General features: G+C 65.4%; 24 protein-coding genes and 4 tRNA genes. 20 read left to right on the forward strand and 8 right to left on the reverse strand.

Features of this window, described 5'->3' with window-relative positions:
* The 9 genes from DESTE_RS00165 to DESTE_RS00195 form a co-directional block, all read left to right on the forward strand.
* Nucleotides 1-389, forward strand: a 389-nt coding sequence (locus tag DESTE_RS00165; protein WP_035063805.1) for a DUF2586 family protein, incomplete at its 5' end; no start/stop codon positions are given.
* A 12-nt stretch (nt 390-401) separates the two neighbouring features.
* Nucleotides 402-872 carry a hypothetical protein gene (locus DESTE_RS00170; RefSeq protein ID WP_035063807.1) on the forward strand — a complete coding sequence of 157 codons (471 nt, stop codon included), beginning with the start codon at nt 402-404 and terminating at the stop codon, nt 870-872.
* Nucleotides 873-1063: 191 nt separating this feature from the next.
* Nucleotides 1064-2362 carry a hypothetical protein gene (locus tag DESTE_RS17815; RefSeq protein ID WP_156925218.1) on the forward strand — a complete coding sequence of 433 codons (1299 nt, stop codon included), beginning with the start codon at nt 1064-1066 and terminating at the stop codon, nt 2360-2362.
* A gap of 151 nt (nt 2363-2513) precedes the next feature.
* Nucleotides 2514-2870: a DUF6848 family protein gene (locus DESTE_RS00175; RefSeq protein WP_035063810.1), complete on the forward strand. Its 357-nt coding sequence runs from the start codon at nt 2514-2516 to the stop codon at nt 2868-2870.
* A 47-nt stretch (nt 2871-2917) separates the two neighbouring features.
* Nucleotides 2918-3055, forward strand: coding sequence for a hypothetical protein (locus tag DESTE_RS18145; protein ID WP_198015302.1), 138 nt, complete (start codon nt 2918-2920; stop codon nt 3053-3055).
* 7 nt (nt 3056-3062) lie between these two features.
* On the forward strand, nt 3063-5408 hold the full coding sequence (locus DESTE_RS00180; RefSeq protein ID WP_035063813.1) for a phage tail tape measure protein: 2346 nt from the start codon (nt 3063-3065) through the stop codon (nt 5406-5408).
* On the forward strand, nt 5405-5950 hold the full coding sequence (locus DESTE_RS00185; protein ID WP_035063816.1) for a hypothetical protein: 546 nt from the start codon (nt 5405-5407) through the stop codon (nt 5948-5950). The genes DESTE_RS00180 and DESTE_RS00185 overlap by 4 nt, the downstream gene beginning before the upstream one ends.
* Nucleotides 5950-6750 carry a hypothetical protein gene (locus DESTE_RS00190; protein WP_035063818.1) on the forward strand — a complete coding sequence of 267 codons (801 nt, stop codon included), beginning with the start codon at nt 5950-5952 and terminating at the stop codon, nt 6748-6750. The genes DESTE_RS00185 and DESTE_RS00190 overlap by 1 nt, the downstream gene beginning before the upstream one ends.
* Nucleotides 6737-7462, forward strand: coding sequence for a hypothetical protein (locus DESTE_RS00195; protein WP_035063820.1), 726 nt, complete (start codon nt 6737-6739; stop codon nt 7460-7462). Before DESTE_RS00190 ends, DESTE_RS00195 begins: the two co-directional genes overlap by 14 nt.
* A gap of 2 nt (nt 7463-7464) precedes the next feature.
* Here the strand turns inward: DESTE_RS00195 and DESTE_RS17820 are convergent, their stop codons facing one another.
* On the reverse strand, nt 7465-7965 hold the full coding sequence (locus DESTE_RS17820) for a hypothetical protein (RefSeq protein ID WP_156925219.1): 501 nt from the start codon (nt 7963-7965) through the stop codon (nt 7465-7467).
* 46 nt (nt 7966-8011) lie between these two features.
* Between DESTE_RS17820 and DESTE_RS00200 the strand changes: the two genes are divergently transcribed.
* The 7 genes from DESTE_RS00200 to DESTE_RS00235 all read left to right on the forward strand — a co-directional run bounded on the left by DESTE_RS00200 (nt 8012) and on the right by DESTE_RS00235 (nt 13322).
* Nucleotides 8012-8449: a GPW/gp25 family protein gene (locus DESTE_RS00200; RefSeq protein WP_051384243.1), complete on the forward strand. Its 438-nt coding sequence runs from the start codon at nt 8012-8014 to the stop codon at nt 8447-8449.
* Nucleotides 8450-8564: 115 nt separating this feature from the next.
* Nucleotides 8565-9677, forward strand: a complete 1113-nt coding sequence (locus DESTE_RS00205) for a baseplate J/gp47 family protein (protein WP_051384244.1) — start codon at nt 8565-8567, stop codon at nt 9675-9677.
* The gene (locus tag DESTE_RS00210) at nt 9677-10348 is read left to right on the forward strand and encodes a phage tail protein (protein ID WP_035063822.1); all 672 of its coding nucleotides are present in this window, start codon (nt 9677-9679) and stop codon (nt 10346-10348) included. Before DESTE_RS00205 ends, DESTE_RS00210 begins: the two co-directional genes overlap by 1 nt.
* The gene (locus tag DESTE_RS18275) at nt 10345-11538 is read left to right on the forward strand and encodes a phage tail protein (RefSeq protein WP_051384245.1); all 1194 of its coding nucleotides are present in this window, start codon (nt 10345-10347) and stop codon (nt 11536-11538) included. Before DESTE_RS00210 ends, DESTE_RS18275 begins: the two co-directional genes overlap by 4 nt.
* A 10-nt stretch (nt 11539-11548) precedes the next feature.
* Nucleotides 11549-12112 carry a hypothetical protein gene (locus tag DESTE_RS00225; RefSeq protein WP_035063825.1) on the forward strand — a complete coding sequence of 188 codons (564 nt, stop codon included), beginning with the start codon at nt 11549-11551 and terminating at the stop codon, nt 12110-12112.
* A 261-nt stretch (nt 12113-12373) separates the two neighbouring features.
* On the forward strand, nt 12374-12583 hold the full coding sequence (locus DESTE_RS00230; RefSeq protein WP_425411679.1) for a Com family DNA-binding transcriptional regulator: 210 nt from the start codon (nt 12374-12376) through the stop codon (nt 12581-12583).
* Nucleotides 12567-13322, forward strand: coding sequence for a DNA-methyltransferase (locus tag DESTE_RS00235; protein ID WP_035063828.1), 756 nt, complete (start codon nt 12567-12569; stop codon nt 13320-13322). The genes DESTE_RS00230 and DESTE_RS00235 overlap by 17 nt, the downstream gene beginning before the upstream one ends.
* A gap of 66 nt (nt 13323-13388) precedes the next feature.
* Here DESTE_RS00235 and DESTE_RS18715 read toward each other — a convergent pair whose 3' ends face one another.
* The 5 genes from DESTE_RS18715 to DESTE_RS00260 form a co-directional block, all read right to left on the reverse strand.
* Nucleotides 13389-14189, reverse strand: coding sequence for a DUF4875 domain-containing protein (locus DESTE_RS18715; protein WP_084559286.1), 801 nt, complete (start codon nt 14187-14189; stop codon nt 13389-13391).
* Between the two features lie 290 nt (nt 14190-14479).
* Nucleotides 14480-14554: transfer RNA gene (locus DESTE_RS00245), tRNA-Gly, on the reverse strand.
* A 57-nt stretch (nt 14555-14611) separates the two neighbouring features.
* A tRNA-Gly gene (locus DESTE_RS00250) sits at nt 14612-14686 on the reverse strand.
* 8 nt (nt 14687-14694) lie between these two features.
* Nucleotides 14695-14769 (reverse strand) — tRNA-Cys (locus DESTE_RS00255).
* 13 nt (nt 14770-14782) lie between these two features.
* Nucleotides 14783-14857 (reverse strand) — tRNA-Gly (locus DESTE_RS00260).
* A 454-nt stretch (nt 14858-15311) separates the two neighbouring features.
* On the opposite strand from DESTE_RS00260, the gene dksA reads away from it, so the two are divergent.
* The 4 genes from dksA to DESTE_RS00280 all read left to right on the forward strand — a co-directional run bounded on the left by dksA (nt 15312) and on the right by DESTE_RS00280 (nt 20861).
* Nucleotides 15312-15674, forward strand: a complete 363-nt coding sequence (gene dksA, locus DESTE_RS00265; protein WP_035063833.1) for an RNA polymerase-binding protein DksA — start codon at nt 15312-15314, stop codon at nt 15672-15674.
* A gap of 174 nt (nt 15675-15848) precedes the next feature.
* On the forward strand, nt 15849-17870 hold the full coding sequence (locus DESTE_RS00270; protein WP_035063834.1) for an NFACT RNA binding domain-containing protein: 2022 nt from the start codon (nt 15849-15851) through the stop codon (nt 17868-17870).
* Between the two features lie 163 nt (nt 17871-18033).
* Nucleotides 18034-19479, forward strand: coding sequence for an EAL and HDOD domain-containing protein (locus DESTE_RS00275; protein ID WP_084559287.1), 1446 nt, complete (start codon nt 18034-18036; stop codon nt 19477-19479).
* Between the two features lie 2 nt (nt 19480-19481).
* Nucleotides 19482-20861: an L-serine ammonia-lyase gene (locus tag DESTE_RS00280; protein WP_035063835.1), complete on the forward strand. Its 1380-nt coding sequence runs from the start codon at nt 19482-19484 to the stop codon at nt 20859-20861.
* Nucleotides 20862-21166: 305 nt separating this feature from the next.
* On the opposite strand, the gene gap is transcribed toward DESTE_RS00280, so the two are convergent.
* On the reverse strand, nt 21167-22165 hold the full coding sequence (gene gap / locus DESTE_RS00285; protein WP_035063838.1) for a type I glyceraldehyde-3-phosphate dehydrogenase: 999 nt from the start codon (nt 22163-22165) through the stop codon (nt 21167-21169).
* Between the two features lie 21 nt (nt 22166-22186).
* Complete coding sequence (gene fba, locus DESTE_RS00290; RefSeq protein WP_035063841.1) at nt 22187-23110, reverse strand: class II fructose-1,6-bisphosphate aldolase; 924 nt, start codon at nt 23108-23110, stop codon at nt 22187-22189.
* Nucleotides 23111-23165 lie beyond the last annotated feature (55 nt).

Here is a 23165-nt window from a genome sequence, read left to right on the forward strand (position 1 = left end):
GCGATTCGCGCACCATGGCCGAGGTGACCAGCGACTTCCAGTACGAGGAAGTGCTGCGCGTGGTGTTCAAGGCCGTGCGCAAGCTGCGCATCGCGGCGCTGAAATCCATGTACGACGAACTGGGCGACCCGCTGGTGCCGGAAAACGCGGGCGGGCTGGAATACCTGCGCACCAACCTTGAAACCGCGCTGACCACCATGACCGCCGCCGTGCCGCCGGAGCTGGCCGCCTACGTGGTGGCCATCCCGCCGGGGCAGGACTACGTGAACAACGGGGTGGCCGTGGAAACCACGCTCATCGGCATCCCCATCATCCGGCAGATCAAGCTGTTCGCCAACTACGCCTACGCGGGCAGTTCGTTCGACCCGCGCCTGACGGCTACTGCCTAGGAGGCATGCACCATGGCCATCAACGGCAAGAACTACGACTGGGAAGACATCACCGTGCGCCTGCCGCAGGGCGAAACGGTGGGCATTACCGACATCAGCTACAAGGACGGCCAGGGCGTGGAGCCGCGCTACGGGCGCGGAGCCACCCCGCGCGGCTATGGCCGCAAGAACTACGAGGCGTCGGGATCGTTCACGCTGGACCGCGACGAGTTCGAGCGGCTGAAGAAGGAACTGGCCAGCTCCGGCGCGGGCGGCATCTACGACCACACGCCGTTCCCGGTGGTGGTCAGCTACGCCAACAGCGACCAGCCCACCATCGTGGACACCCTGCCTGCGTGCAAGGTGACCAGCCACGACACCTCGTCCGCCCAGGGCGACGACAACGCCGGGCAGGTGAAGTGCGAGATCACCATCCTTTCGCCCATCCTGTGGAACGGGGTGCCCGCCAAGGTGGACCGGAAGGTGAGCAGTTTGACGGGGTAAGAGGAGAAGAAAAGAGGGAAAAGAGAAAGGCCGGGGAAACCCGGCCTGCGTTTGTTCGGCAGCTTATTAAATGATTCTGACATTAATAGAATATGCGAATAACTATCTTGCTTTTTATTTGGAGTAGTGCTTTTAAATGAACAATAATGTTCAAAAACTACACTTAAGAATAATCTGTCGTGGAGGCTGCTATGTCTTTTGAAATTAAAGAGTTTGCTAAAAGCTTTTCAGTTTTTGAGGCTGGCGTTAAAGCACAGGTTGGCAACGATGCGTACAACAAGCGAATCTCGGATATTATTGAATATTTACTGGGGTCTTCCGCAGTATTTCGCGAGTGCAACGACAGGCTGTTTTTGTATTTGGTTTTTGGGAGAGCGTTGATCGAGGAAAACTATATTTTTTACAATCTATTTGAAGGCGCTCGAGTAATCCCAATGCTTTTCAAGTTGTCATCTAATTGGAATTCAATAGAAAGTATTGCAAATTTTGAGGCAAAGTTGGAAGACTTGTGCAGAGTTACAAATAGAGATGTTGATGCAGTAATTTTTGAATTGCTTGTTGCCTCTGCATATAAGAATTCCGGATATACGGTTTCATTCATTCCTGAGGCTCCGCCGGATAGAACTCCAGACATCATGATAGAAAAGGATGGAGTTACAAGATATGTTGAATGTAAAAAAATGCAGCGCGGAAGTGACTATTCGTACAAAGAGATGGATAGGTGGTACGATATTGCTGACATTGTACGCGACATCATATTAGAGAGCAAAATATCTGCTCATTTCCATTTTAAGTTTAAATCCGAACTGCTTGATATAAATCCAAAGCGTATCATTAGAAAAATACGAAAAAAGATTGAAACATGCAAAAACATATCAACACAATTTCACATTACAAAGAATGAAGATTTTACGATCAAATTCAAACCGATCGACAAATCAAAATTTAATACCGAACTCGACCCCATGAGAAATTTCGGTGGTCCATCGTTTGCTGAATACCTAACAGGTTCGTATAAAAATGAATACGGTTATAAAATAATAGGGGATGTCAAAATTGAAGAGCCACCTTTTGTATCGATTGTAAATCATGCATCTGTTATGTCGCATCAATTTGTGGGAAGCAGAGCCGCATACAAAAAAGCTGTACACGCAAAAAGAAAGCTCATTGACGCATCAGGCCAACTTACATCAACAATGCCAGGCAATATACACATTTTGGTAGAAGATTGTCAGGGCCTGACTGTTCACGAAAGTCGCGCAATGAGAAATATTATTGAGATATCTAACTTTACGGACACAAACGGAGGTGTTGAAAACATACACCTTCATGTGTGCAAATACGTAACACCTCTCAATGAATTATTTGATGTCGAGGAGACTGTAATAAGTTTCCACGCACCGAACTGTGTGCCGCAGGTAATCCCCCCTGTGTGGTTCCATACAGAACAAATCGAAGAAGGATTTGGAACCCTGTTACAAGAGCACTAAGAAATTAGAAAATCAGTTTTCAGCCGCCCACCGGGGCGGCTTTTCATTTCCCCGCATATCTCCCACTGCCTCCGGCCCCGCCTTCCGGCCTCCGCTAGGGTAGCGGCGTAGCAGGTTCACCTGCCCAAACGCCAACCCGCATGGAGGCATCATGTCCGACCCCGCCAATACCTCGCAGGCCATTTCCGCCACCCCGGCAGACGCCGAAGGGGCCGCCCCTTCCGGTCGCGCCTACGCCGCGTTCGAGCACAGCTGGACCGACCGCTGGGCCGACACGGAAGTGTCCGTGTCCTACCGTTTCGCCAAGCCCTCTCCCACGCACATCAAGCGGTTGCAGTCCACGGCGGCGCGCAACCCCGCGCAGGCGTCGCGCGCGCTGATCCTGGACGTGATCCACCCCGACGACCGCGAACGCTTTCTTGCCGATGCGGACCGCTACCCCGGCCTTGTCACCACCATGAGCAGCGCGCTCATCAAGGCGGTGGGCCTCGGCGACCTGGGAAACTGATCGACGCCGCCCGCCAGCGGCTCGGCGGGCTCGGGCAGTATGACGCCATGATCCGTCACTGGCTGCATGCCGAGCCCGCCGACGACTGGGAAGTCTGGGCCGGGCAGGTCGCGCAGGCCCTGTTCCTCGAAGAACGCCACATCAAGACCCTCGCCCACATCATGGGCGCAAGGGCAAAAGCATAGGCCCGCCATGGAAGTGTTCAACGTCTTTGCCACCATGTCGCTCATGGACATGATTTCCGGCCCGCTCGGCTCCATTGCTTCACGCATGGACATGCTGAAGCAGCGGGCCGTGGGGCTGGGCGACCGCATGGGCAAGCTGGCGGTGGCCATGGCTCCTGTGGCGCTGGCCGCCGCCGTGCTGCTGGCCACGCTGGGCCTTGCCGCACGCGAAGCCATCGCCTTCGAAAGTTCCATGGCCGACGTGGCCAAGGTGGTGACCTTCGAAAGCGCGGGCGAGCTGCAATCCATGTCCGACGCCATCCTGGAGATGAGCACCCGCATTCCCATGGCGGCGGACGGGCTGGCGGCTATCGTGGCTGCCGCCGCGCAAAGCGGCGTGGCCAAGGCCGACCTGACGGAGTTCGCCGAGCAGGCCGCCAAGATGGGCGTGGCCTTCGACCTGACCGGAGACCAGGCGGGCAAGATGATGGCGGCTTGGCGGGCGGGTATGGGGCTAACCTTGCCGCGCGTCTACGCACTGGCGGACGCCGTGAACCACCTGTCCAACAGCATGAATGCCGAGGCCCCTGCGCTGGGCGAGGTGATCCAGCGCGTGGGTGCGCTTGGAATGGCGGCGGGCCTGACGGAAACGCAGGTAGCGGCGCTGGGTGCGGCGTTCCTTTCCGCCGGTAGTTCGCCAGAGGTGGCGGCCACGGCATTGAAGACCTTCACATCCACGCTGGTGCAAGGCGTGGCCATGAGCAAGGACGCGCAGGCGGCCTTCGGATCGTTGGGCCTCTCGGTCACGCAGATGGCCAAGGACATGCAGACCGACGCGCAGGGAACCATCTTCCGCGTGTTGCAGGCTCTGGCCGACAAGCCCAGGGAATTGCAGATGTCGCTGCTCACGGAAATGTTCGGGACGGGAGCACTGGATAGTATTGCCCCGCTTTTGCAGAACATGGGCAACCTGACGCAGGCGTTCGAGCTGGTGGGCGATGCCTCGGCCTATGCGGGCAGCATGCAGGCGGAATTCGACACCCGCAGCAAGACCACGGCCAACACCCTGATCCTGCTGGGCAACAAGATGAAGGCGCTGATGATCGTGGCGGGCAGCTACTTTCTGCCGGTCATCGCGCGGGTTGCCGAAGGCATGGGCGGCTTCGTGGACGTGCTGCGCGGCGCGGCGCAGACCGTGGCCGGGGAATTCGCGCTCAAGCTGCTGGCGGGCATCGCCACCGCCGTGGTGGCCGCCACGGCCCTGTCCGGGGCCATCTGGCTGTTGTCCGCCGCCGGTCCCATGCTGACCAAGGCCCTTGGCCCGCTCAAGGCGGCGCTGCTGGGCCTGTCGTGGCCCATGTGGGCGCTCATCGCCGTGGGCGCGGCGCTGTACGTGGCCTATCGCACCAATTTCGGCGGCATGGCCGACACCATTGACAGTTGGTGGTCGCGCATCTCGCTGGTGTTCCGGGGCGTGGCCGCCGTGTTCGCCACCCTTACCGACGGCGTGGGCGAGATTCGCGGCCAGTTGGCCACGGACATTCGCGCCGCCGGGCTGGAAGGGCTGGTTGCCGCCGTGGCCCGCGTGGTGTTCCGCATCCGCGAGTTCTTCACCGGCATGGTGGATGGAGTGGCCCCGGTGGGCCAGCGCATGGCGGACATCCTTGGGCCGTCGTTTTCGGCCATTGCCGCCACGCTGGGCCGGGTCTTCGACGCGCTGGGCCGGGTTGCCGTTGCCCTGTTCGGAGCCGGGGCCGCCACCGATGCATCCGGCTGGCAGCGCTTCGGCGAGGTGCTGGGCACCTTCGTGGCCGGTGCCGCCGAAGGGGTGGCCATTGCCGTGCGCGCGCTCATCGCGCCCATCGAAATGGCGGCGGGCGTGGTGCAGTTCTTCCTCGACATCATCAACGGGGTGAGCCTGTTCGACGCCGGGGCGGCGCTGCTGGGCACGTTTGCCGACGGCATCAAATCCATGCTGGCCGTGCCCATGGAAGCCGTGCGCGGGGCTATGGATCTTATTGCCAAACTGCTGCCGCATTCGGATGCCGACGCGGGGCCGCTGTCCACGCTGACCGCATCCGGTCGGGCCACCCTGACCACCATGGGCGAGGGCATGCAGGCCGCCGCGCCGGATCTTAACGCCGCACTGGATGACGCCCTGGGCGCGGCGGTGCCCCCCGGCACGCTGGAAGCCATGGCCGAGGTGGGCGTAACGCCCGCCAAGGGCCGCGAGGGTCGCACCGGCGGGCGCGGGGTGACCATCCACATCGGCAGCGTGAGCCTGCCGGGCGTATCCGACGCGCAGGGCTTCGTGTCCGAGTTGCAGGCCCTTGTGGCCGAATACGACGGCGTGCCGGAAGGGGGCATGGCATGAGCATGCTGACCTTCGAGGACGGCGTGGTGCGCCTTGGCGGGGTGGCCCTGCCGGGCATCCTGCGTGCCCAGCGCGTGGCCTGCGCCGTGCGCTTCGACGAGCAGAAGGTGGACGGCGTGTCCGGCAAGCGAAAGACCCCCCTCGGGTGGGAAGACGCCGAGATCACGCTGACCCTCGACCTGCTCACCGACGACGACGCCACCTGTTACGACCGGCTGGAAACCATCAACGGGGCCTTCCGGGGCACGGACAGCCGCACGAACCCCAAGGTACTGGAGGTGGCCAATCGCCATCTGCTGGCGCGGGGCATCCGGCGGGTGGTGTTCAGCCGCCTTGAAAGCGAGGAAACGGACGCCGACGACACCCTGCGGGCCACGCTGGCCTTCGTGGAGCATGTGCCGCCCATCGTGCGGGTGGAACAGGCCGGGGCCAAGACCCCGCGCGCGGCAGAGGCCGCCGCGCAGGGCAGCAGCGCCGCGCCGCAGCAGGAGGCATCGCTGCTGGTGGACGTGTCCGGCAGGAAAGCCAGGGGGAACCGCTGATGGACATCACCGGCGTGGACATCATCGTGCGGGTGGGCGGGCTGGAAGTGCTGCGCTCCCCCCGGGCCGAGGTGGTCAGCCGCCGCCGCGCGGTCATCACGCGGGCCGAGGTGGAACTGCCCGACCCGGACGGCTCGGTGCGGGCCGCCCTGGCTGTGGGCCAGCCCGTCTCGCTGGGCTTCGGCTACCGGGGCGGCCCCATGCAGCAGTTCACCGGCACGGTGGACGGCTTTCGCCCGGCAGGGCCGGATGCTGTGGCCGTGCTGGCTGCCGGGCAGGAACTGGCCCTGTCGCGCACCACCATCACCGAATCCTTCCATGGCGAACCCGCCGATGCGGTGGCCCGGCGTATCCTGTCCCGCAGCGGGCTGGCCGTGGCCGCCGTGGAAATACCGGACGTGACCCTGCCGCACATGGTGTTCGCCACCGTGCCGCTGTGGCGCGCGGTGCGGCAACTGGCGGAATCCATCCAGCGCGGGAACGGGCACGACCTTTCGCGCCACGCCCTGTGGCTGGGGGCCGACGGCCTGCGCTGGAGCGCGGGCGACGAACCCGGCCCCCTGTACACGGTGGCCACCGGCGAAAACCTCATCAATCACGAGGTGGCCACCACGCCGGGCGCGCTGGCCGAGGTGGAATCGGTACTGCTGGCGGGCCTTGCCCACTCCATGCCGTTCCGGCTGGAGGACACGCGGCGCGGCATCAGCGGGCAGTTTCGCGCGCAGGAGGTGCGCCACGTGCTTACGCCCGGCGGCAACAGGACGTTCATCCGGTACGGGGCGGACCATGGCTGGGGGTAACGGCGGCGCGAACAGCGCCAACCTGCTGCAACTCATCCGCCGGGCGGTGGAGCTGTGCATGCCGGACCTGCGCCACTACTACCGCGTGACCCGCAAGGCGCGGGTAGTAGCGGCCTACGCCAGCGACGGGGCCTACTACGCCGACGTGCAGCCCCTGCGCAACGACGAGACCGACGACCCCGCCGAGCCGGTGGTGCCGCGCGTGGAACTGCCGGTGCTGTGGGGCGGCCCGGACCGTGGCGTGGTGTGCCCGCCCGTGGTGGGCACCCTGTGCGACCTTTCCTACTACGATGGCGACCCCAACTACCCGCGCATCAGCAACATCCGCTGGCAGGGGCACGGCGCGCCGCTGGCCGCAGTGGGCGAATTCGTCATTCAACTTGAGAAGGGCGTGGAGATCCGCATCGACACCGGCAAACGCATCGTGTCCACGACCCCGGCGGACTGGCTGGTGCAGGTGGGCGGCAACGCCACCGTGGAGGCGGCGGGCTCCATCACCTTGCAGGCCCCGGAAATCATCCAGCGCGGCAACGTGACGGGCGAGGGCCACGACGGCGGCAAGGGCACGGTGAGCGAGCACGCGGACCGCACCATCACCGGCAGCCTGACCATCAATGGCCCGGTGGCCATCAAGGGCGGGCTGTCGGTGGATGGTGACAGTACGGTGAGCGGCAACAGCCACGCGGGCAGCCGCAGCGGGGGGACGGTGTGAGGCTAGAAGGGCAAGCCTGACTTTACAGCGGCATGAACTCCAATTTTTATCAATTCTTGAAGTGCCGTTTTCAAAGAATCTCCTGTCAGGTTGAGCAGTGCTTTGGTTTTTGATTCTTTCTCTGAAGATGTGAGGGATGATCCTGATATGCAATCCTCAACGATTTTTTTAATGGTCTCTTCGCTGAATTTAATAGTCACCACATTGAGCTCTGCAGTAAGTCCACCGTCAGGCTCTAGGTAGTCGCGCCCGTCCGCTGTGATTTCTAAAATTCTTGAATTTTTATGTCTGACTGGAGTTTCAGATCGTATAAGTCCCTTCTCCATAAGGTGCTGTAATTCCCTGACTGCTGCATGATTAATAATGCCTTGCTCATCATGAATTTTCTCGCCCGAATGAATATGGAAATCTGGGAAGGACTTTTCATTAAAATCCAAAACACCTGTCTTGCTATTTTCTAGCGTTTCGAGAATATACCGCTGCAAAATTCTATTGGTAGCCATATGCACCTCCTTGAAATTCTACAACTAGCATGTTGAGGACTTTAATGTGTCCGCAGAATTAATAAATCTATGGGGTCAAGATATTGCCATCGACGATACAGGCCAAGCCCTCGTCGCCGCAAGCGGCGAGTTCATCCTGACCGAAGGTGTGGAAACGGGCCTTCAGGACATCCGCCTGCGCCTGTTCACCCGGCTGGGTTCGCTCTTCTACGACCAGGGTTGGGGCAGCCTGATCCACGACTGGATTTTCGAGGAGAACACCGAGGGTGCCCGCATCGCCTTCGAGGCGGAGGTGACCCTGCGGGTGGAACTGGATCCGCGCGTGCAGGTGGGCAGCGTGCGCACCACGGTCTTCACGTGGGACGAGCGCACCGTGCAGGCCGAGGTGTCGTGGACGTTCATCGGCGAGGACCAACCCTCAAACCTCATCCTGCGCGCCGACAAGTCCGTGCGCGAACTGGTGGTTCAAGATGTCAGCCTATGACACGGGGGGCGCTGCCCCCCAGACCCCCCAGAGTTCCGGCGAAGGCGTACTTCGCCGGTCCTCCCTGCGTCTCTCTAAATCGCTGGAGCAGATCCGCGGGGAACTCTACGCCCGCATGGAAGCCGTGCAGGACGAGTACGCCGCGCAGGGCTGGCTGCCGCAGCGCCTGAACCTGAACAAGGGCATTGCGCGCGGCCTCATTGAACTGTTCGCGTGGGGGTTGTGGCAGCTCTACCAGTTGCTTGAGCAGGTGTTCCAGCAGGCCGTGCCCGCCAACGCCACCGGCGACTTCCTCGACCTGCACGCGGAGCAGATCGAACTGGCCCGCAAGCAGGCCACGCAGGCGCGGGGCACGGTGACCTTCCACCGGGCGGCCACGTCGGCCAGCGGCGGAACGGACACGCCCAACGTGCGCATCCCCGCCGGGCGCATCGTGCGCACGCTGCCGGATGGCCGGGGCATGGTCTACCGCTACGTCACCGAGGCCGACGCGGTGCTGCCCGCCGGGGCCGGTGCGGTGGCCGTCATGGCGCGGGCCGAGGAATACGGAGCGGCGGCCAATGCGGCCCCCGGCCAGATCGTGGAACTGGCCACGCCGGTGCCCGGCATCGGCGCGGTAAGCAACGCGGCGGGCTGGCTGGCCGAGGAAGGGGCCGACGCGGAATCCGATTCCCTGCTGCGCCGCCGGTACGCGCTGGCGTGGCAGGCGCGCGCGGGCATCACCAGCGCCGCGTACAAGGCGGCGGCCCTGTCCGTGACCGGCGTGGTGGACGTGTACGTGGACGACCAGCACCCGCGCGGCGAAGGCACCGTGGACGTGGTGGTCAAGGGCGCGGCGGGCCAGCCCACCGAGCAGTTGTTGCAGGCGGTGCGCGCCGCCATCGCCGCGCAGATCCGCATCAACCACGACATGGTGGTGAAGGCCCCCACGCCGGTGGGCGTGGACGTGGCCATGGAACTGGAACTGCTTTCCGGGGACGCGGACGCCACGGTGCTGGCCGCCCGCGCGTGGGTGGAGGCGCTGTTCAAGGGCGACCAGCCGGAGGTGCCCGCCTTCGGCATCGGGCACGACGTGGTGCGTGACCGCATGGCGGCGGGCATCGTCTCCATTGCCGGGGTGAAGCGCATCAGCTGGGCAAGCCCGGTTGGCGACATGGACATTCCCGCCGACGGGCTGGCCACCCTGAACAGCCTGACCGTGACCGCCCGCTGGGTGACGGAGGCATGATGTCGGGCCTGTTCTGGTCATACTTTCGCGAGCGGCTGGCGTGGCCGTGGATCTTCCGTCCGGGGCCGCTGGCCGTCATCGCGCGCGGGCTGGCCGACTACCTGGACACCGTGCGCGAGGACATCCGCTGGACGCGCGACCAGTGGATCGTGACCACGGCGGAACAGGCGCTGATGCAGGGCTACGGCGCATCGCGCGGCGCGCCGCGCACCCGGCACGATGACGACACCCGTCACCGCCGCCGGGTGGAGCGGGCCTACGCCTGGCACGCCATGGGCGGCACCGTGGAAGGGCTGCCGCGCATTCTGGAAGAGTACGGCTACCCCGGCGGCAGGGTGCGCAACCTGCGCGACCACGACGCCGAGCTGTGGGCGCACTTCGACGTGGAGCTGCTGAACCCGCCCGCGCTGTTCGGGCAGGCCGACATCGAGGCCGTGCTGGATCTGGTCAACGAATACAAGCCCGCGCGCTCGGTGGTGGGGCTGGTGCAGTTCACCGGTCGGGGCGCGGCACCGCTGACGCTGGGGGCCGTGCTGACCACATCGGTGGTGGTCGAGCACGTGGTGGCCACCGGCTCCGAAGCGCCGTTCCCGCCCGCCCCGCTGCAAGCCGGGGTGGTGGCCGTGCAATACATTTTCGTCCGACACGAAGTACGCGAGGTTACGTCATGAGCGATGAGCTGAAAGGCATCTGGACCGCGAAGGGGTTGGAAAAGCTGGCGGCGGCCTACGCCGGGGGCGCGCCCCTGGTGCTGCGGCAGATTGCCGTGGGCGACGGCGGGGGCAGCGTGCCCGCGCCCGCGCCCAGTTGGACCGGCCTTGCGGCAGAGAAGTGGCGCGGCAACGTCAACGCCGTCATGGTCAACCCCGACGCCCCCACCGAGGTGGTGGCCGACGTGGTGCTGCCCTTCAACGTGGGCGGGTTCTTCATCCGCGAATGGGGCCTGTTCGACGAGGCGGGCGACATGGTGGCCGTGGGGCCGCACGCGGAAACCTACAAGCCGCTGATAGCCGAGGGCACGGCGGTGGAGGTGACCGAACGCATCCGCCTGCCGCTGACCAACACCTCCGCCGTGACGCTGGCCATCGCCAGCGCGGCCATGGCCACCCAACAGTACGTGCGCCAGTACGTGACGCAGGTGGTGGAAGGGCATGATGCGGATGGGGACGCGCACGCCGGGCGGCTGGATGCGCTGGCGGAGGCGCTGGCCACCCACGGGCATGCCTATGCCACGGAGGAAACGCCGGGCTTCGTGCGCCGGGCCACGGATGAGGAGGTCGAGGCGAGAACCGGCAACGGGTATGTTTCGCCGTCCCAGTTGGGCGAGGCGCTGGAATCTGTCGATGTGGCGGCAGCCATGCGCGACATGCTGGCCGGTGACATCGTGATGTGGGGGAACGAGGTCATCCCCGTGCTGGCCGACGGATTGCCCAAGGGGCTGGAGCTGAATGGCGACGTGGTGTCGCTGGAAACATTTCCCCGCCTGTTGCGCAAGTGGTGCGGCGCGACGGCAAACGCCACGGCCGAGGCGTTCTACCGTTGCACGGATGCCGGGGTGCGGGAAGTGGCGGGCAACCACATGCGCTTGCTGGACATGCGCGGCGTCGCGCCGCGTGGGTGGGACCATGGCAGGGGCATGGATGCCGACCGCGTGCTGGGCAGCTTTCAGGCCGACGAATTCGCCAGCCACGTGCACACCCAAAGCCGGAACAGTGCCAGCGGCTCTCTGGGCAACAAAGGTTGCCAGGGCACGGACACGAACAACAACGGCTACAGCTCGGGATCCAACGGCACGGGTGCCACCGGCGGCACCGAAACCCGCATGAAGAACGCCGCCGTCATGTTCATCATCTACGTCTAGGGAGCAACACATGCCCATCATCCATATCCATGACAGGCAGACGCGCGAGTACCTGCGCACCGAGGACTGGACCCAGACCGCGCCGTGGGTGGCGCTTCCGGCCGATGCCGTGTCCGCCGAGACCGTGCCGTTGCCCCCCGCGCGCGCGGGATTCGCGCGCGTGCTGACCATCACGGGCGACGCATGGGAGTACGTCGAGGACCACCGGGGCAAGCAGGGCTGGCGGGATGATGGCACCCCGCAGGTTGTGGAAACGCTGGGGCCGCTGCCGGACGGCTGGAGCGGCACCGCGCCCGTGCCTGCGCTGGAGGCAGTTCATGCCGCCAAGCAGGCCGAGATCCGCGCGGGATATGATACGGCCCTCGCGGGCGTGCTGGCCGGGGCGGAAGCGACCGCCACCGGAGTGGCCGTTGGCTCGGCCCTGATGGCCGTCACGGATCCCGACGGACTGGAATATCTGGTGGAGCGGCTGACCGCGCGCCGGGTGGAACTGGAACAGGGGCTGGCGGCCGCGCAGGTTGTCGCCGATCCCGTGGCCGCCGTGCTGGCCATCGTGGTGAGTTACCCCACGTAGCGCGGCCCCCGGTAGGACGGGCTCGTTCACTGACAATCGAATAGGGACGGAAAGGAAAGGCCCGGTCGCGTCAGCTGCAAGAGGCGGCGCGACCGGGCACGAAGCCGAGAGGAACAGGCGGGGGCGTTGGCGCGCCCCCACTGGACCGGCGCAGGCACGCCGGACCACGGCCCCCGGAGGGTAGCAGCCCGCCGGTTCGTTCCGCTGCTCCATGGTCCCTCGTCCGAAAGACAAGGGGGGCCACGGTTGTAGCAGGGGCGAATGGCCATCACCACCAGGCACGACATGACGGGACACACGCAACGGGAAGTGCGCTGCGGCAACTGCCGCCGCCTGCTGGCCAAGGGAGAGGCCATCGACCTCACCATCAAATGCCCGCGCTGCGGGTGCATGAACCACGTGAGGGGCACGACCCCCGGCACGGAAGGCCAGCGAGCCTCGAAGGAGACTTCGCATGGACCGACCGATTGAACGCATTGGCGACGTGGCTACCATCATCCAGGGCGATGCCCTTACCGTGCTGCGGGATCTGCCCGGTGAAAGCGTGGACGCCGTGGTCACCGACCCGCCGTATTCCAGCGGGGGGATGACCCTGACGGCCCGGCAGGCCGACCCGGCGACCAAGTACCAGACCAGTGGCACAAAACGCAGCTACCCGGCCATGCTGGGCGACAACAAGGACCAGCGCAGCTTCACCACGTGGGCCACCCTCTGGCTGACCGAATGCTGGCGCATGGCCCGCGACGGTGCGCCGCTGCTGGTCTTCACGGACTGGCGGCAACTTCCGTCCACCACCGACGCGGTGCAGGCCGCCGGGTGGCTTTGGCGAGGGCTGGTGGTCTGGCACAAGCCGTCCGCCCGGCCCCTGCTGGGGGAATTCCGACGTGATGCCGAATTCCTCGTTTATGCGGTGAAGCGCAAGGCCAACCCGGCCACGCGCAACTGCCTGCCGGGCGTGATGAGGCACAGCGTGAACCCGGCAGAGAAGGTCCACCTGACCGGCAAGCCCGTGGCCCTGCTGCGCGACCTGCTGGCCGTGACGCAGCCCGGCGGCCTTGTGCTCGACCCGTTCACCGGGGGCGGCACCACCGGCATGGCCTGCATGGCCACCGGGAGGCGGTTCCTCGGCGTCGAGCTGTCGCCCGAATACCACCGTATCGCTGCCGACCGCATCGCGGCGGCCCACCACGACACGCTGGCCACAGAATAGAACGCAAAGCCCCCGGCAGGGGAGAACTTGCCGGGGGCTGTCGGGCTAATGGATGGGGAGTGAAAACTACCGTGCGGGTCCGGTGGGCGGGACTGCCACAAGTTGATCGGGCGAAAGGGGCACCGGTTCCGCCAGAACGGCTGCCAGGGTCACTTCGCGGACAGATATCCCCATGCGCTTGGCGATGGCGGCGCGTAGCGCATCTTCGTCGGTAAAGCCGTCCTTCTGGTAATGGCCGCGCATCTCGGCCCACATGCTGGCCATCTCGCGTTCCTGCGGCGTAAGACCCCGATTGCCCGCCACAACGCTCCAGACCTTGCCGGTTTCGCCGCCAGCGCCCTTGCCGTCAGGCGAATACTCCGCCCGCGCAAGCTGGGTTGCGGCATGTGGCCGCCGGTCGGCCTGCGATTCCAGAATGACCTGAACGAGGGCGGCCCCGCCCGTCTCAGCGTAGTGCTTGGCGGCGGCAATGACCGTGGCCGCCATGTTCTGTCGCGAAAGCTCGGACTGGTCGGCATCCGCAGGCACGATGCGATACCGCCAGCGCTTGCGGGATCCGCCGGACATGTCCTCTGACGACACCAGCATGTACGGCACAGGAGCAGGAAGCGCCGCCACAACACTGGCCGGTGCCGAAGATACGGGGGCGGATGCAACGCTATGCGACGATGCCGGGATAGGCGACGGCTGCGGCGGTGCATCGATACCCATCGACAGCACGGCCATCAATCCGAAATACACCAGAAACGCCTTCACGCGCGTGGGCTTGCCCCACCGCATGACCCACGCAGGCTTGAATAGTCCCACCAGCGCGGCAAACATCGCCGCCCCGGCCAACAGTGTGAATACGGCAGACACAGTGGACATGGCTCCTCCCCGTTGCGCATTGGATATAATTACCAATACATACACAACGAAAAGGGGCCAAGGCAACCCTGCCCAAGCCCCAACCCACGCGCCCGCGCGTAGCAACCACGATGCCTGTCACCCAACTTGAGAACCGACCATTCTCAACTCACGTGGCGAAATTTCTCAACTATGGCGACGACTCACACGGAGTCGGTGCGTACTGGCCGGTAGGTCGGCAATATGAGGGCGGCCTTTGCGGTCGCGCAGCAAAAAAAGCCCCCGCGCATAGGCACGGGGGCGATGTGTTCTGGAGCGGGAAACGGGATTTGAACCCGCAACCTTCAGCTTGGGAAGCTGACACTCTACCGTTGAGTTATTCCCGCTAATGGTGGGGTATCACTAGGGTTTTCCGCGCTGGGCGGTACACCCGGAGAAAACGGTGGAGCGGGAGACGGGATTTGAACCCGCGACTTCAACCTTGGCAAGGTTGCACTCTACCACTGAGTTACTCCCGCACCGATGCTGGAGGCGGCATCCGGATTTGAACCGGAGAATGGAGGTTTTGCAGACCTCTGCCTTACCACTTGGCTATGCCGCCTCATCGGTTTCGTTGGAGCGGGAGACGGGATTTGAACCCGCGACTTCAACCTTGGCAAGGTTGCACTCTACCACTGAGTTACTCCCGCTCAACGAGGAGAGCCTTCTACGTCACAGCCCCGCTCCCTGTCAAGCGAGGTTTCCGAAAAAACACGACGGATTCCCGCAAGATGTTGGGGGGTGCGGATTTTCGGGTGCGATACGGTCAATGAGACGGCTCTTGCCCGTCCCGGCCAGCCTGGTCCTTGCCCCGTCGCTCCGCCCGCCCGGTCCCGGCTCGCCAGTCTGGCCCCTCTGGCCGCAAGGAAGAAGGCTTGCGCCGGTGCATCCCTGCGTTCCGCGCCATCCGTGACTTTGGGGGGCGTCAGTCGGCGCCCACCAACGTTCCGCGCACTCCGTCCGTGTTTCCGCGAGCGGAAATCAGTCCTCGCCCCTTTACTTTTATCGGCCGGATGATTTATGGCAGTTGCCTTGCAAGCGACAGCCCCACCCGGCACGCGTGCCGCCAGGCGGCGGTGCGCTGCGTACCGCGAGGAGGTTCCCATGGATCAGAAGGATATCGAGTACTTCCGCGTATTGCTGACCCAGATGTTGGAAGAAGCCACGCAAAAGGGCGACCTCACGCTGGAAGACATGACGGATAACAACGAGGTCTTCGCCGATCCGGCGGACCGCGCCACCATGGAATCGGACCGCGCCTTCACCCTGCGCATCCGCGACCGCGAGCGGCGGCTGATCAAGAAAATTCAGGCGGCGCTGGGCCGCATAGAGGACGGCTCGTTCGGCATCTGCGACGAATGCGGCGAGGACATCGGCGTGCCGCGCCTGAAGGCGCGACCCGTGACCAAGCTGTGCATCAACTGCAAGAGCAAGCAGGAAGACGACGAGCGCGTCCGAGGCGATTAAAGCCCACCACGGCCCCTCACCCCTTCCGGGATGAGGGGCCGTTTTTTGTGCCGTGCCCCAGGGCTGGCCGCCTGTGGCTGCCGACAGGCGCATCCGCTGCCTGTCCGGGGTTGCCTGGGGCTGTTGTCGGTCTGCCTGGGCCTGTTCTCGGGCGACGTAACCAGGGAAACGACGATGGACGCCCATCTGTTCCGCCGCGTCTGCCGGGCGCTGGTTCCGCTGCTGGCCGGGTGCCGCATCGAAAAGATCCACGCGCCCGCGCCGGACATTCACTCCCTCACCATCTTCGTCGCCGGGCGCAAACAGGTGCTGGTGCTGCGCCACGGTCGCCGCGCGCCGTTGCTGTACCTGGCCGCGCACAAGCCGCCCAATCCTGCCCGGCCCGACGCCCAGGTCATGCTGCTGCGCAAGCATCTGGCAGGGCGCCGCGTGGTCTGGGCCGGGTGCGACTGGCCCCGGCGCAGGCTGGCCCTGCGCATGGCGCCGCCAGTTGGCCCGACGAATGGCCTGGCGCATGGCCTGACGAATGGCCCGGTGAATGGCCCGGTGAATGGACAGACGAGCGGCCCGACGAATGTGCAGACGAGCGGGCTGGCGGACGGGCAGGGCGCCCTGGTGCTGCTGGACCTGCGCGAGGGCATGCACCTCGTGGATGCGTTGCCCCACGATTTCGGTATGGACCCTGTCTGGCCGCAATTGCCGCCTCCTTCGCAGCCGGACGCGCTGCGGGCGGCCCTGCGTGCGTTGTGCGACGGTGCCGCCACCGGGGCCGACCCGGTGCTCACCCCGGCCCTGCGGCGCACCCTGACCGCGCTCGTGGGCGATGGGCAGCCTTGCACCCCCCCCGACAACTCCCCGGCTCCCTTCTCCGATGCATTCGCCAACGCCCCGGAAGACGGCATGCTTGACGCCTGCGCCTTGCTGGTGGACCTGGATTCCGGCGAGGGCGACGTCTTCCTGTACCGCCAGGCCAACGAATCGCCAGACGGGGGCGACGGGGCCGACGGGCCGGGCGAACCCGACGAGCTTTCCGCCTGGCCTCTGCCCGCATCCCTGCGCGGCAACCGGACGGAGGAAGTGCACGAATCCGCGCTGGATGGAGCCGCCATTCTGGGCGAAGCCGCCGCGTTCACCGGCCTTGCCGATACCGCGCGCACGGAGGCCGCAACCCCGTTCAAGACGGAAGCCAAGCGGCTGCGCCGCCTGCTGGCCAAACTGGACGACGAGGAGCGCCGTCTGCGTGGCCTGCTGGACCAGCGGGCCGATGGCATGGCCCTGCAAGCGGTGCTCTATCGATACGCACCGGATGCCCGCCTGCCGGAGGTGACGGTGCCCGACGGGAACTTGTCCGAGACGGCAGGGGGGAAGGAGATGGATGGCGGGACATCGCCCTCGGCGGGTGGCCACGACGAGGACTCCAGCTGTGCCTTGCGCACCATTCGGCTCGACCCGCTGCTGACCGTGCGCGAGAACATGGCCGCCATGTTCCACCGGTCCGACCGGGGGGCACGCGGCCTTGCCATCCTAAAGCGCCGCCGGGCGGACGTTGCCCGCGACCTGGCGACCGCCGAGCAGGCCGCAGCCATGCCCCCCGGTGGCGGGCTGCCTCCGGTGCAGTCCCGTTTCGCGCCCGCGCCTGGCCTTCCTGGCCCCGGCGGCAAGAAGGGCAAGGCCGACAAGTCCACCTCCGGTTCCCGCAGGCACCCCCGCGACGCCGGAACCGGCAGCGACGTGCAGCGCTTTCGCAGTTCCGACGGCTTTCTGCTGCTGCGGGGGCGGTGCGCCGCAGGCAACGCGGAACTGCTGCGCATTGCCTCGCCCTTCGACTGGTGGCTGCATGCCGAGGACGGCCCCAGCGCGCACCTGATCATCCGGCGCGACCACCCGGCGCACCAGGTGCCGGAACGCACCCTGGCCGAGGCCGCCACGCTGGTGGCGGTGAAAAGCTGGCAGCGCAACGCCGCTCATGCCCGGATCATGGTGGCCCTGGTGCGTGACGTGCGCGCCGTGAAGGGTGCCGCTCCCGGTGCGGTGCGGGTCGACGCGGTTGCCCGGTCCCTTTCCGTGGAACCCGATGCGGCGCTGGAAGGCTCCCTGCGTCTGGACCCCGGTGAGGTTCGCGGCGGAGACGACCCGTCCCCCGCCCCAAAGCCTTTCCGTGCCGCCTCCGGCAAGGGGCGCGGCGGGCGGCGCTGAGCCGCCATCCTTCGGTTTTTCCCCATGCCTGTCCGGCTGTATCGCCGTGTTGACCGAGGTACGGCATACCGCATACAGTCCGCCACGACCTTGCGGAGGTCCACGGGGTGTCCGTGCCGCTGGCGCGGGGTTGTGGGAACAGCGGGGGGAAGGGATTTCGCACATGCTCAGGCGCATGCGGTCTTTGCTCGGCCTTGCGGAGGAAGGCGACCAGTCTTCCCGCGCTCCGTCGGCGGCAAGCGGACAAGTGGCGGGAACGTCGGCGTCCGACGTGCCGCGCGGCACCTCCGCGCAGGGAGCCTCGCCATCCGTGCAGGAGGGCACGCCCTGCGGCCCGGCGCTGCTGGTGGCCCGACAGCCGGTGTTCGACGCCTCGGGAGAGGTGTGGGGCTATGAACTGCTGTTCCGCTGTCCCGATTCCCCCGAACATTGCGGCAGTGACGTGGACGCCAGCGTGGCCACCGCGTCGGTCATCGCCGACGGCTTCGCCATGACCCGTCCGGCCCTTGGGCAGGGCCAGCGCCTGCTGGTGAATTTCGCCGAGGACATGCTGCTGGCGGGCACGCCGCGCATTCTGCCCGCCGACGTGTGCGGGGTGGAGGTGCTGGAAACGGTGTCCGCCACCGAGGCCATGCAGCAGGTTCTTTCCGACCTCAAGGCAGAGGGCTACCTGATCGTGGTGGACGACTACGCGGGCCAGCCCGACATGGACGCGCTGCTGGATATCGCGGACATCGTCAAGGTCGACGTGCTGGGCCGTCCGTTGGCGGACCTGGCCCGTGACGTGGCCGCCCTGCGCCCCCGCCAGTGTCTGATGCTGGCGGAAAAGGTGGAAGACCTTGCCACGCACAGGCAGTGCGAGGCCCTGGGCTTTTCGCTGTTCCAGGGATTCTTTTTCAGCAGGCCGGAACTGGTGCACGGCAGGCGGCTGGACAGTTCGCAGGCGGCCAAGATGCGCCTGTTGGCCACGCTGGCCCGCGAGGACGTGAACATCAAGGCCGCCGCCGAGGTGATCCGGTCTGACGCGGCCCTTTCGTACAAGCTGCTGCGCTACATCAATTCCGTGCACTTCGGGCTGCCGGTCAAGGTCACGTCCATCCAGCACGGCATCTCGCTGCTGGGCACGCGCAACCTGGTGCAATGGTTGTGCGTCACCGTGCTTTCCGAATTCGATACCGGGCCCATGGCGCGCGAACTCATCGCCGTTTCCGCCCTGCGCGCCAAGTTTCTGGAACTGTGTGCGACCCGGGCCCTGTTGCGGGCGGGACAAGCAGGAGCAGGGGCGTTGGGCCCGGGACAGGCCCAGCCCGTTCCGCAATCGGGGGCGCTGTTCATGCTCGGGCTGTTCTCGCTGCTGGAACCCCTGTTGTGCCTGCCGCTGGCGGAACTGCTGCGTTCCCTGCCGCTGGTGGACGACCTGACCGAGGCCCTTGCCACGCACACCGGCCCCTATGCGCCGTGGCTGGAGTTGATGGAACATTACGAACGGGGCCGCTGGGATGATGTGCTGGCCAGCGGTGCGGCCATGGGCCTTACCCAGGCGGACCTGGCCGTGGCCTATGCGGGTGCGCTGGAATGGAGCGCCTTCTTTCACGACAGCCGGGAGTAGGAATGCAACCCCTGGTCGCCACCATAGAAACGTCGCTGTTCGACATGTTCGAGGCCGGTCCCGGTCCGTCCAGTTCCCATACAATCGGCCCCATGAAGGCCGGGCACGACTTCCGCACCCTGTGCGCGGCCCTGCCGCCAGAGATGCTGGCGCGCGCGGCGGACATCCGGGTGCGCCTGTTCGGATCGCTGAGCGCCACCGGCATGGGCCACGGCACCACCGGCGCGGTGCTGGCCGGACTGCTGGGCCACCGGCCCGCCACCTGCCCGCCGGGGCTGCTGGAATCCTTGCCCGCGCTGCCGGAAGGGGAACGCACCCTGCGCCTGGGCCCGGCGGCTCTGGTGCTTGCCGAAGGCACGGTGCGGCGCGACGCGGTGCAGCATGCCCATCCCTTCAGCAACACGCTGGTCATGGAACTGCTGGACGCGCACGGCGCGGTGCTGTGCGAGCGCGAATACTATTCCGTGGGCGGCGGGTTCATCCAGTGGAAGGGCTGGCAGCCCGAAGAACGCGGCAGGCCCGCGCACCCTTACCGCAGCATGGCGCAACTGCGCGCGCGGCTGGTGGAAACCGGGCTGACCATCCACGAACTGATCCTGGAAAACGAAATGGCGGTCACCGGCGTGGGCCGCGCCGCCATTCTGGACCGGCTTGCCGCCATCATCGAACTGATGGAGGCCAGCGTGCGGCGCGGCATAGAGGACGGGGGCCCGTTGCCGGGCACCCTGGGGGTGCACCGCAAGGCCCGCGTGTTGCTGATGCGCGCCGAGCGCCTGCCCAACGAGGTGGACGCCTTTCTGGGGCGGCTGAACGCCTACGCCTTTGCCGCCGCCGAAGAGAACGCGTCGGGCGGGGTCATCGTCACCGCGCCCACCTGCGGCGCGGCAGGGGTGATGCCCGCGCTGCTCTATGCCATGCGCCACGACCTTGCCATCGGCGACCGGGCCGTGCGCGAGGGGGTGCTGGCATCGGCGGCGGTGGGCTTTCTGGCCAAGCACAACGCGGGCATTGCCGGGGCAGAGGTTGGCTGCCAGGGCGAGGTGGGCGTGGCGTCCGCCATGGCCGCCGCCATGCTGGCCCACGCGCGCGGCAACCCGGTGCACGTGGTGGAGAACGCGGCGGAAATCGCCCTGGAACACCACCTGGGGCTGACCTGCGACCCGGTGGGCGGCTACGTGCAGATTCCCTGCATCGAACGCAACGCCGTGGGCGCGGTGAAGGCCTACAACGCCTGCCTGCTGGCCACCTGCGAAGACCCGCGCCACCACCGGGTGACCCTGGACAGCGTCATCGCGGCCATGGCCGAGATAGGGCGCGACATGAACGCCAAGTTCAAGGAAACGTCCTCCGGCGGGCTTGCGGTCAGCGTTGTGGAGTGCTGACCGGGTATTTGTTTCCGGCATCCGAAAAGAGAGCGGCGTCCATCCCCTGAAGGATGGACGCCGCTTTTATTCACGCTGCTGGCAGCAGCCTAAGGGCTGCTCGCAAAATTAGGATTTTTGTTCGCTGGCGAGGAAAACGAGCCTGCCATGAGGGAGTATACTCTTATCGTATTCGACCGACATGGCAGGCGAAGTTTGACCGCGTTGCGCACGATGTCCGTAGGGCTCGCAAGCTCGCCCAACGGCCACGCTTCGCGCCCTTCGGGTCGGACGCCAGCGGGCAAAAGGACAATTTTGCGTCAGGCCTACAGGTCCTTGCCGACCATGCGCAGCAGCCGCACCAACTGGTTGGTGAAGCCCGCTTCGTTGTCGTACCAGATGATCAGCTTCAGCATGGTGCCGCCGATCACGCTGGTGCACAGCGCGTCCACCACGCCGCCGTAAGTGGAGCCCATGTAGTCCACGGACACCAGCGGCTCTTCGGTGTAGCCCATGTTGCCCAGCAGCGGACCCTCGGCCGCGGCCTTCAGCAGGGCGTTCACCTCTGCCACGCTGGTGGGGCGTTCCAGTTCGCAGGTCAGGTCCACCAGCGACACGTTGGGGGTGGGCACGCGCACGGCCATGCCGTCCAGCTTGCCCGCCAGCGCGGGAATGACCAGCGTGGTGGCCTTGGCCGCCCCGGTGGTGGTGGGGATCATGGACAGCGCGGCGGCACGGGCGCGGCGCGGATCCTTGTGCGAACCGTCCAGGATGCGCTGGCTCATGGTGTACGAGTGCACCGTGGTCATCAGGCCGTGCTTGATGCCGAATGCCTCGTGGATGGTCTTGGCGGCAGGAGCCAGACAGTTGGTGGTGCACGAGGCGGCGGAGATCACGTCGTGCTTCGCCGGGTCGTAGTCGCCATGGTTCACGCCCATGACCACGGTGACGTCGGCGTCCTTGGCCGGGGCGCTGATGACGGACTTCTTCGCGCCGCAGGCCAGGTGCTGCGCAAGGCCCGCGCGGTCCTTGATGGTGCCGGTGGTTTCCACCGAGATGTCGATGCCGAGGTCCTTCCACTTCCAGTCGCCCGCGCGTTCGCGGGTGACGGTGATGCGGCGGCCGTTGACGATGAGCCCGGCGTCGTCGTGGGCCACTTCGCCCCGGAAGGTGCCATGGCACGAATCGTACTTGAACAGGCGCGCCAGCGAGGCGTTGTCGGCGCGAGCATTGATGGCCACCACGCCAAGGTCGTCGGTATCGGCCAGCAGTCTGACGAGGTAGCGGCCAATGCGGCCGAAACCGTTCATCCCAAGCTTGATCATGAGTCCGTTCCCCTGAGACGGTTAGATCTTGTTCGAGCAGCCCAGCACGTTGCGAATCTTGTGCTGCACCATGTTCTTTACGGCGTCGCGCGCGGGCTTCAGGTACGCGCGCGGGTCGAAGTCAGCCGGTTTTTCCATGAAATGCTTGCGGATGGTGGCGGTCATGGCCAGGCGGATGTCGGTGTCGATGTTGATCTTGCACACGCCGAAGGTGGCCGCCTTGCGCAGCAGGTCCTCGGGCACGCCCTTGGCGCTGCCCACCTTGCCGCCGTAGGTGTTGGCCATGTCCACGAATTCCTGCGGCACGCTGGAGGCGCCATGCAGCACCAGCGGGTAGCCGGGCAGCATGCTGGTGATCTTTTCCAGCCGCGCGAAGTCCAGCCTGGCCTCGCCCGTGAATTTGTAGGCCCCGTGGCTGGTGCCGATGGCGATGGCCAGCGAATCGCAGCCGGTGCGCTTCACGAAGTCCACGGCCTGGTCGGGGTCGGTGTACACCGAATGTTCGGCGGACACTTCGTCCTCCACGCCCGCCAACTGGCCCAGTTCCGCTTCCACCCACACGCCGCGCGCGTGGGCGTATTCGACGACCTGCTTCGTGACGGCGATGTTCTCTTCGTACGGCAGATGCGAGCCGTCGTACATGACCGAGGTGAAGCCGCCGTCGATGCAGTCCTTGCAGATGTTGAAGTCCTGGCCGTGGTCAAGGTGCAGCACCACCGGCAGGTCGGTGTCCAGCAGGGCCGCCTCGATGAGCTTCACGATGTAGTTCTGCCCGGCGTACTTGCGGGCGCCGGCGGAAACCTGAAGGATCAGTGGGGCCTTTTCTTCACCGGCCGCCTGCATGATGCCCTGGATGATTTCCATGTTGTTCACGTTGAAGGCGCCGATGGCGTACCCTTCCTTGTAGGCCCGCTCGAACATCTGCTTGGGACCGGTCAGCGGCATGGATTCCTCCTGCTGCGCCGGACGGGCGTGATGCCTGCTGGTCCGGCGGTGGAAA

This window comes from Nitratidesulfovibrio termitidis HI1 (assembly GCF_000504305.1).
Taxonomy (GTDB): Bacteria; Desulfobacterota; Desulfovibrionia; order Desulfovibrionales; family Desulfovibrionaceae; genus Cupidesulfovibrio; species Cupidesulfovibrio termitidis.

What these genes read in the sequence shown, in the direction of transcription:
- DESTE_RS00170 (WP_035063807.1), top strand. Translation starts at nt 402, where the DNA reads ATGGCCATCAACGGCAAGAACTACGACTGGGAAGACATCACCGTGCGC.
- DESTE_RS17815 (WP_156925218.1), top strand. Translation starts at nt 1,064, where the DNA reads ATGTCTTTTGAAATTAAAGAGTTTGCTAAAAGCTTTTCAGTTTTTGAG.
- DESTE_RS00175 (WP_035063810.1), top strand. Translation starts at nt 2,514, where the DNA reads ATGTCCGACCCCGCCAATACCTCGCAGGCCATTTCCGCCACCCCGGCA.
- DESTE_RS18145 (WP_198015302.1), top strand. Translation starts at nt 2,918, where the DNA reads ATGATCCGTCACTGGCTGCATGCCGAGCCCGCCGACGACTGGGAAGTC.
- DESTE_RS00180 (WP_035063813.1), top strand. Translation starts at nt 3,063, where the DNA reads ATGGAAGTGTTCAACGTCTTTGCCACCATGTCGCTCATGGACATGATT.
- DESTE_RS00185 (WP_035063816.1), top strand. Translation starts at nt 5,405, where the DNA reads ATGAGCATGCTGACCTTCGAGGACGGCGTGGTGCGCCTTGGCGGGGTG.
- DESTE_RS00190 (WP_035063818.1), top strand. Translation starts at nt 5,950, where the DNA reads ATGGACATCACCGGCGTGGACATCATCGTGCGGGTGGGCGGGCTGGAA.
- DESTE_RS00195 (WP_035063820.1), top strand. Translation starts at nt 6,737, where the DNA reads ATGGCTGGGGGTAACGGCGGCGCGAACAGCGCCAACCTGCTGCAACTC.
- DESTE_RS17820 (WP_156925219.1), bottom strand. Translation starts at nt 7,965, where the DNA reads ATGGCTACCAATAGAATTTTGCAGCGGTATATTCTCGAAACGCTAGAA.
- DESTE_RS00205 (WP_051384244.1), top strand. Translation starts at nt 8,565, where the DNA reads ATGGAAGCCGTGCAGGACGAGTACGCCGCGCAGGGCTGGCTGCCGCAG.
- DESTE_RS00210 (WP_035063822.1), top strand. Translation starts at nt 9,677, where the DNA reads ATGTCGGGCCTGTTCTGGTCATACTTTCGCGAGCGGCTGGCGTGGCCG.
- DESTE_RS18275 (WP_051384245.1), top strand. Translation starts at nt 10,345, where the DNA reads ATGAGCGATGAGCTGAAAGGCATCTGGACCGCGAAGGGGTTGGAAAAG.
- DESTE_RS00225 (WP_035063825.1), top strand. Translation starts at nt 11,549, where the DNA reads ATGCCCATCATCCATATCCATGACAGGCAGACGCGCGAGTACCTGCGC.
- DESTE_RS00230 (WP_425411679.1), top strand. Translation starts at nt 12,374, where the DNA reads ATGGCCATCACCACCAGGCACGACATGACGGGACACACGCAACGGGAA.
- DESTE_RS00235 (WP_035063828.1), top strand. Translation starts at nt 12,567, where the DNA reads ATGGACCGACCGATTGAACGCATTGGCGACGTGGCTACCATCATCCAG.
- DESTE_RS18715 (WP_084559286.1), bottom strand. Translation starts at nt 14,189, where the DNA reads ATGTCCACTGTGTCTGCCGTATTCACACTGTTGGCCGGGGCGGCGATG.
- dksA (WP_035063833.1), top strand. Translation starts at nt 15,312, where the DNA reads ATGGATCAGAAGGATATCGAGTACTTCCGCGTATTGCTGACCCAGATG.
- DESTE_RS00270 (WP_035063834.1), top strand. Translation starts at nt 15,849, where the DNA reads ATGGACGCCCATCTGTTCCGCCGCGTCTGCCGGGCGCTGGTTCCGCTG.
- DESTE_RS00275 (WP_084559287.1), top strand. Translation starts at nt 18,034, where the DNA reads ATGCTCAGGCGCATGCGGTCTTTGCTCGGCCTTGCGGAGGAAGGCGAC.
- DESTE_RS00280 (WP_035063835.1), top strand. Translation starts at nt 19,482, where the DNA reads ATGCAACCCCTGGTCGCCACCATAGAAACGTCGCTGTTCGACATGTTC.
- gap (WP_035063838.1), bottom strand. Translation starts at nt 22,165, where the DNA reads ATGATCAAGCTTGGGATGAACGGTTTCGGCCGCATTGGCCGCTACCTC.
- fba (WP_035063841.1), bottom strand. Translation starts at nt 23,110, where the DNA reads ATGCCGCTGACCGGTCCCAAGCAGATGTTCGAGCGGGCCTACAAGGAA.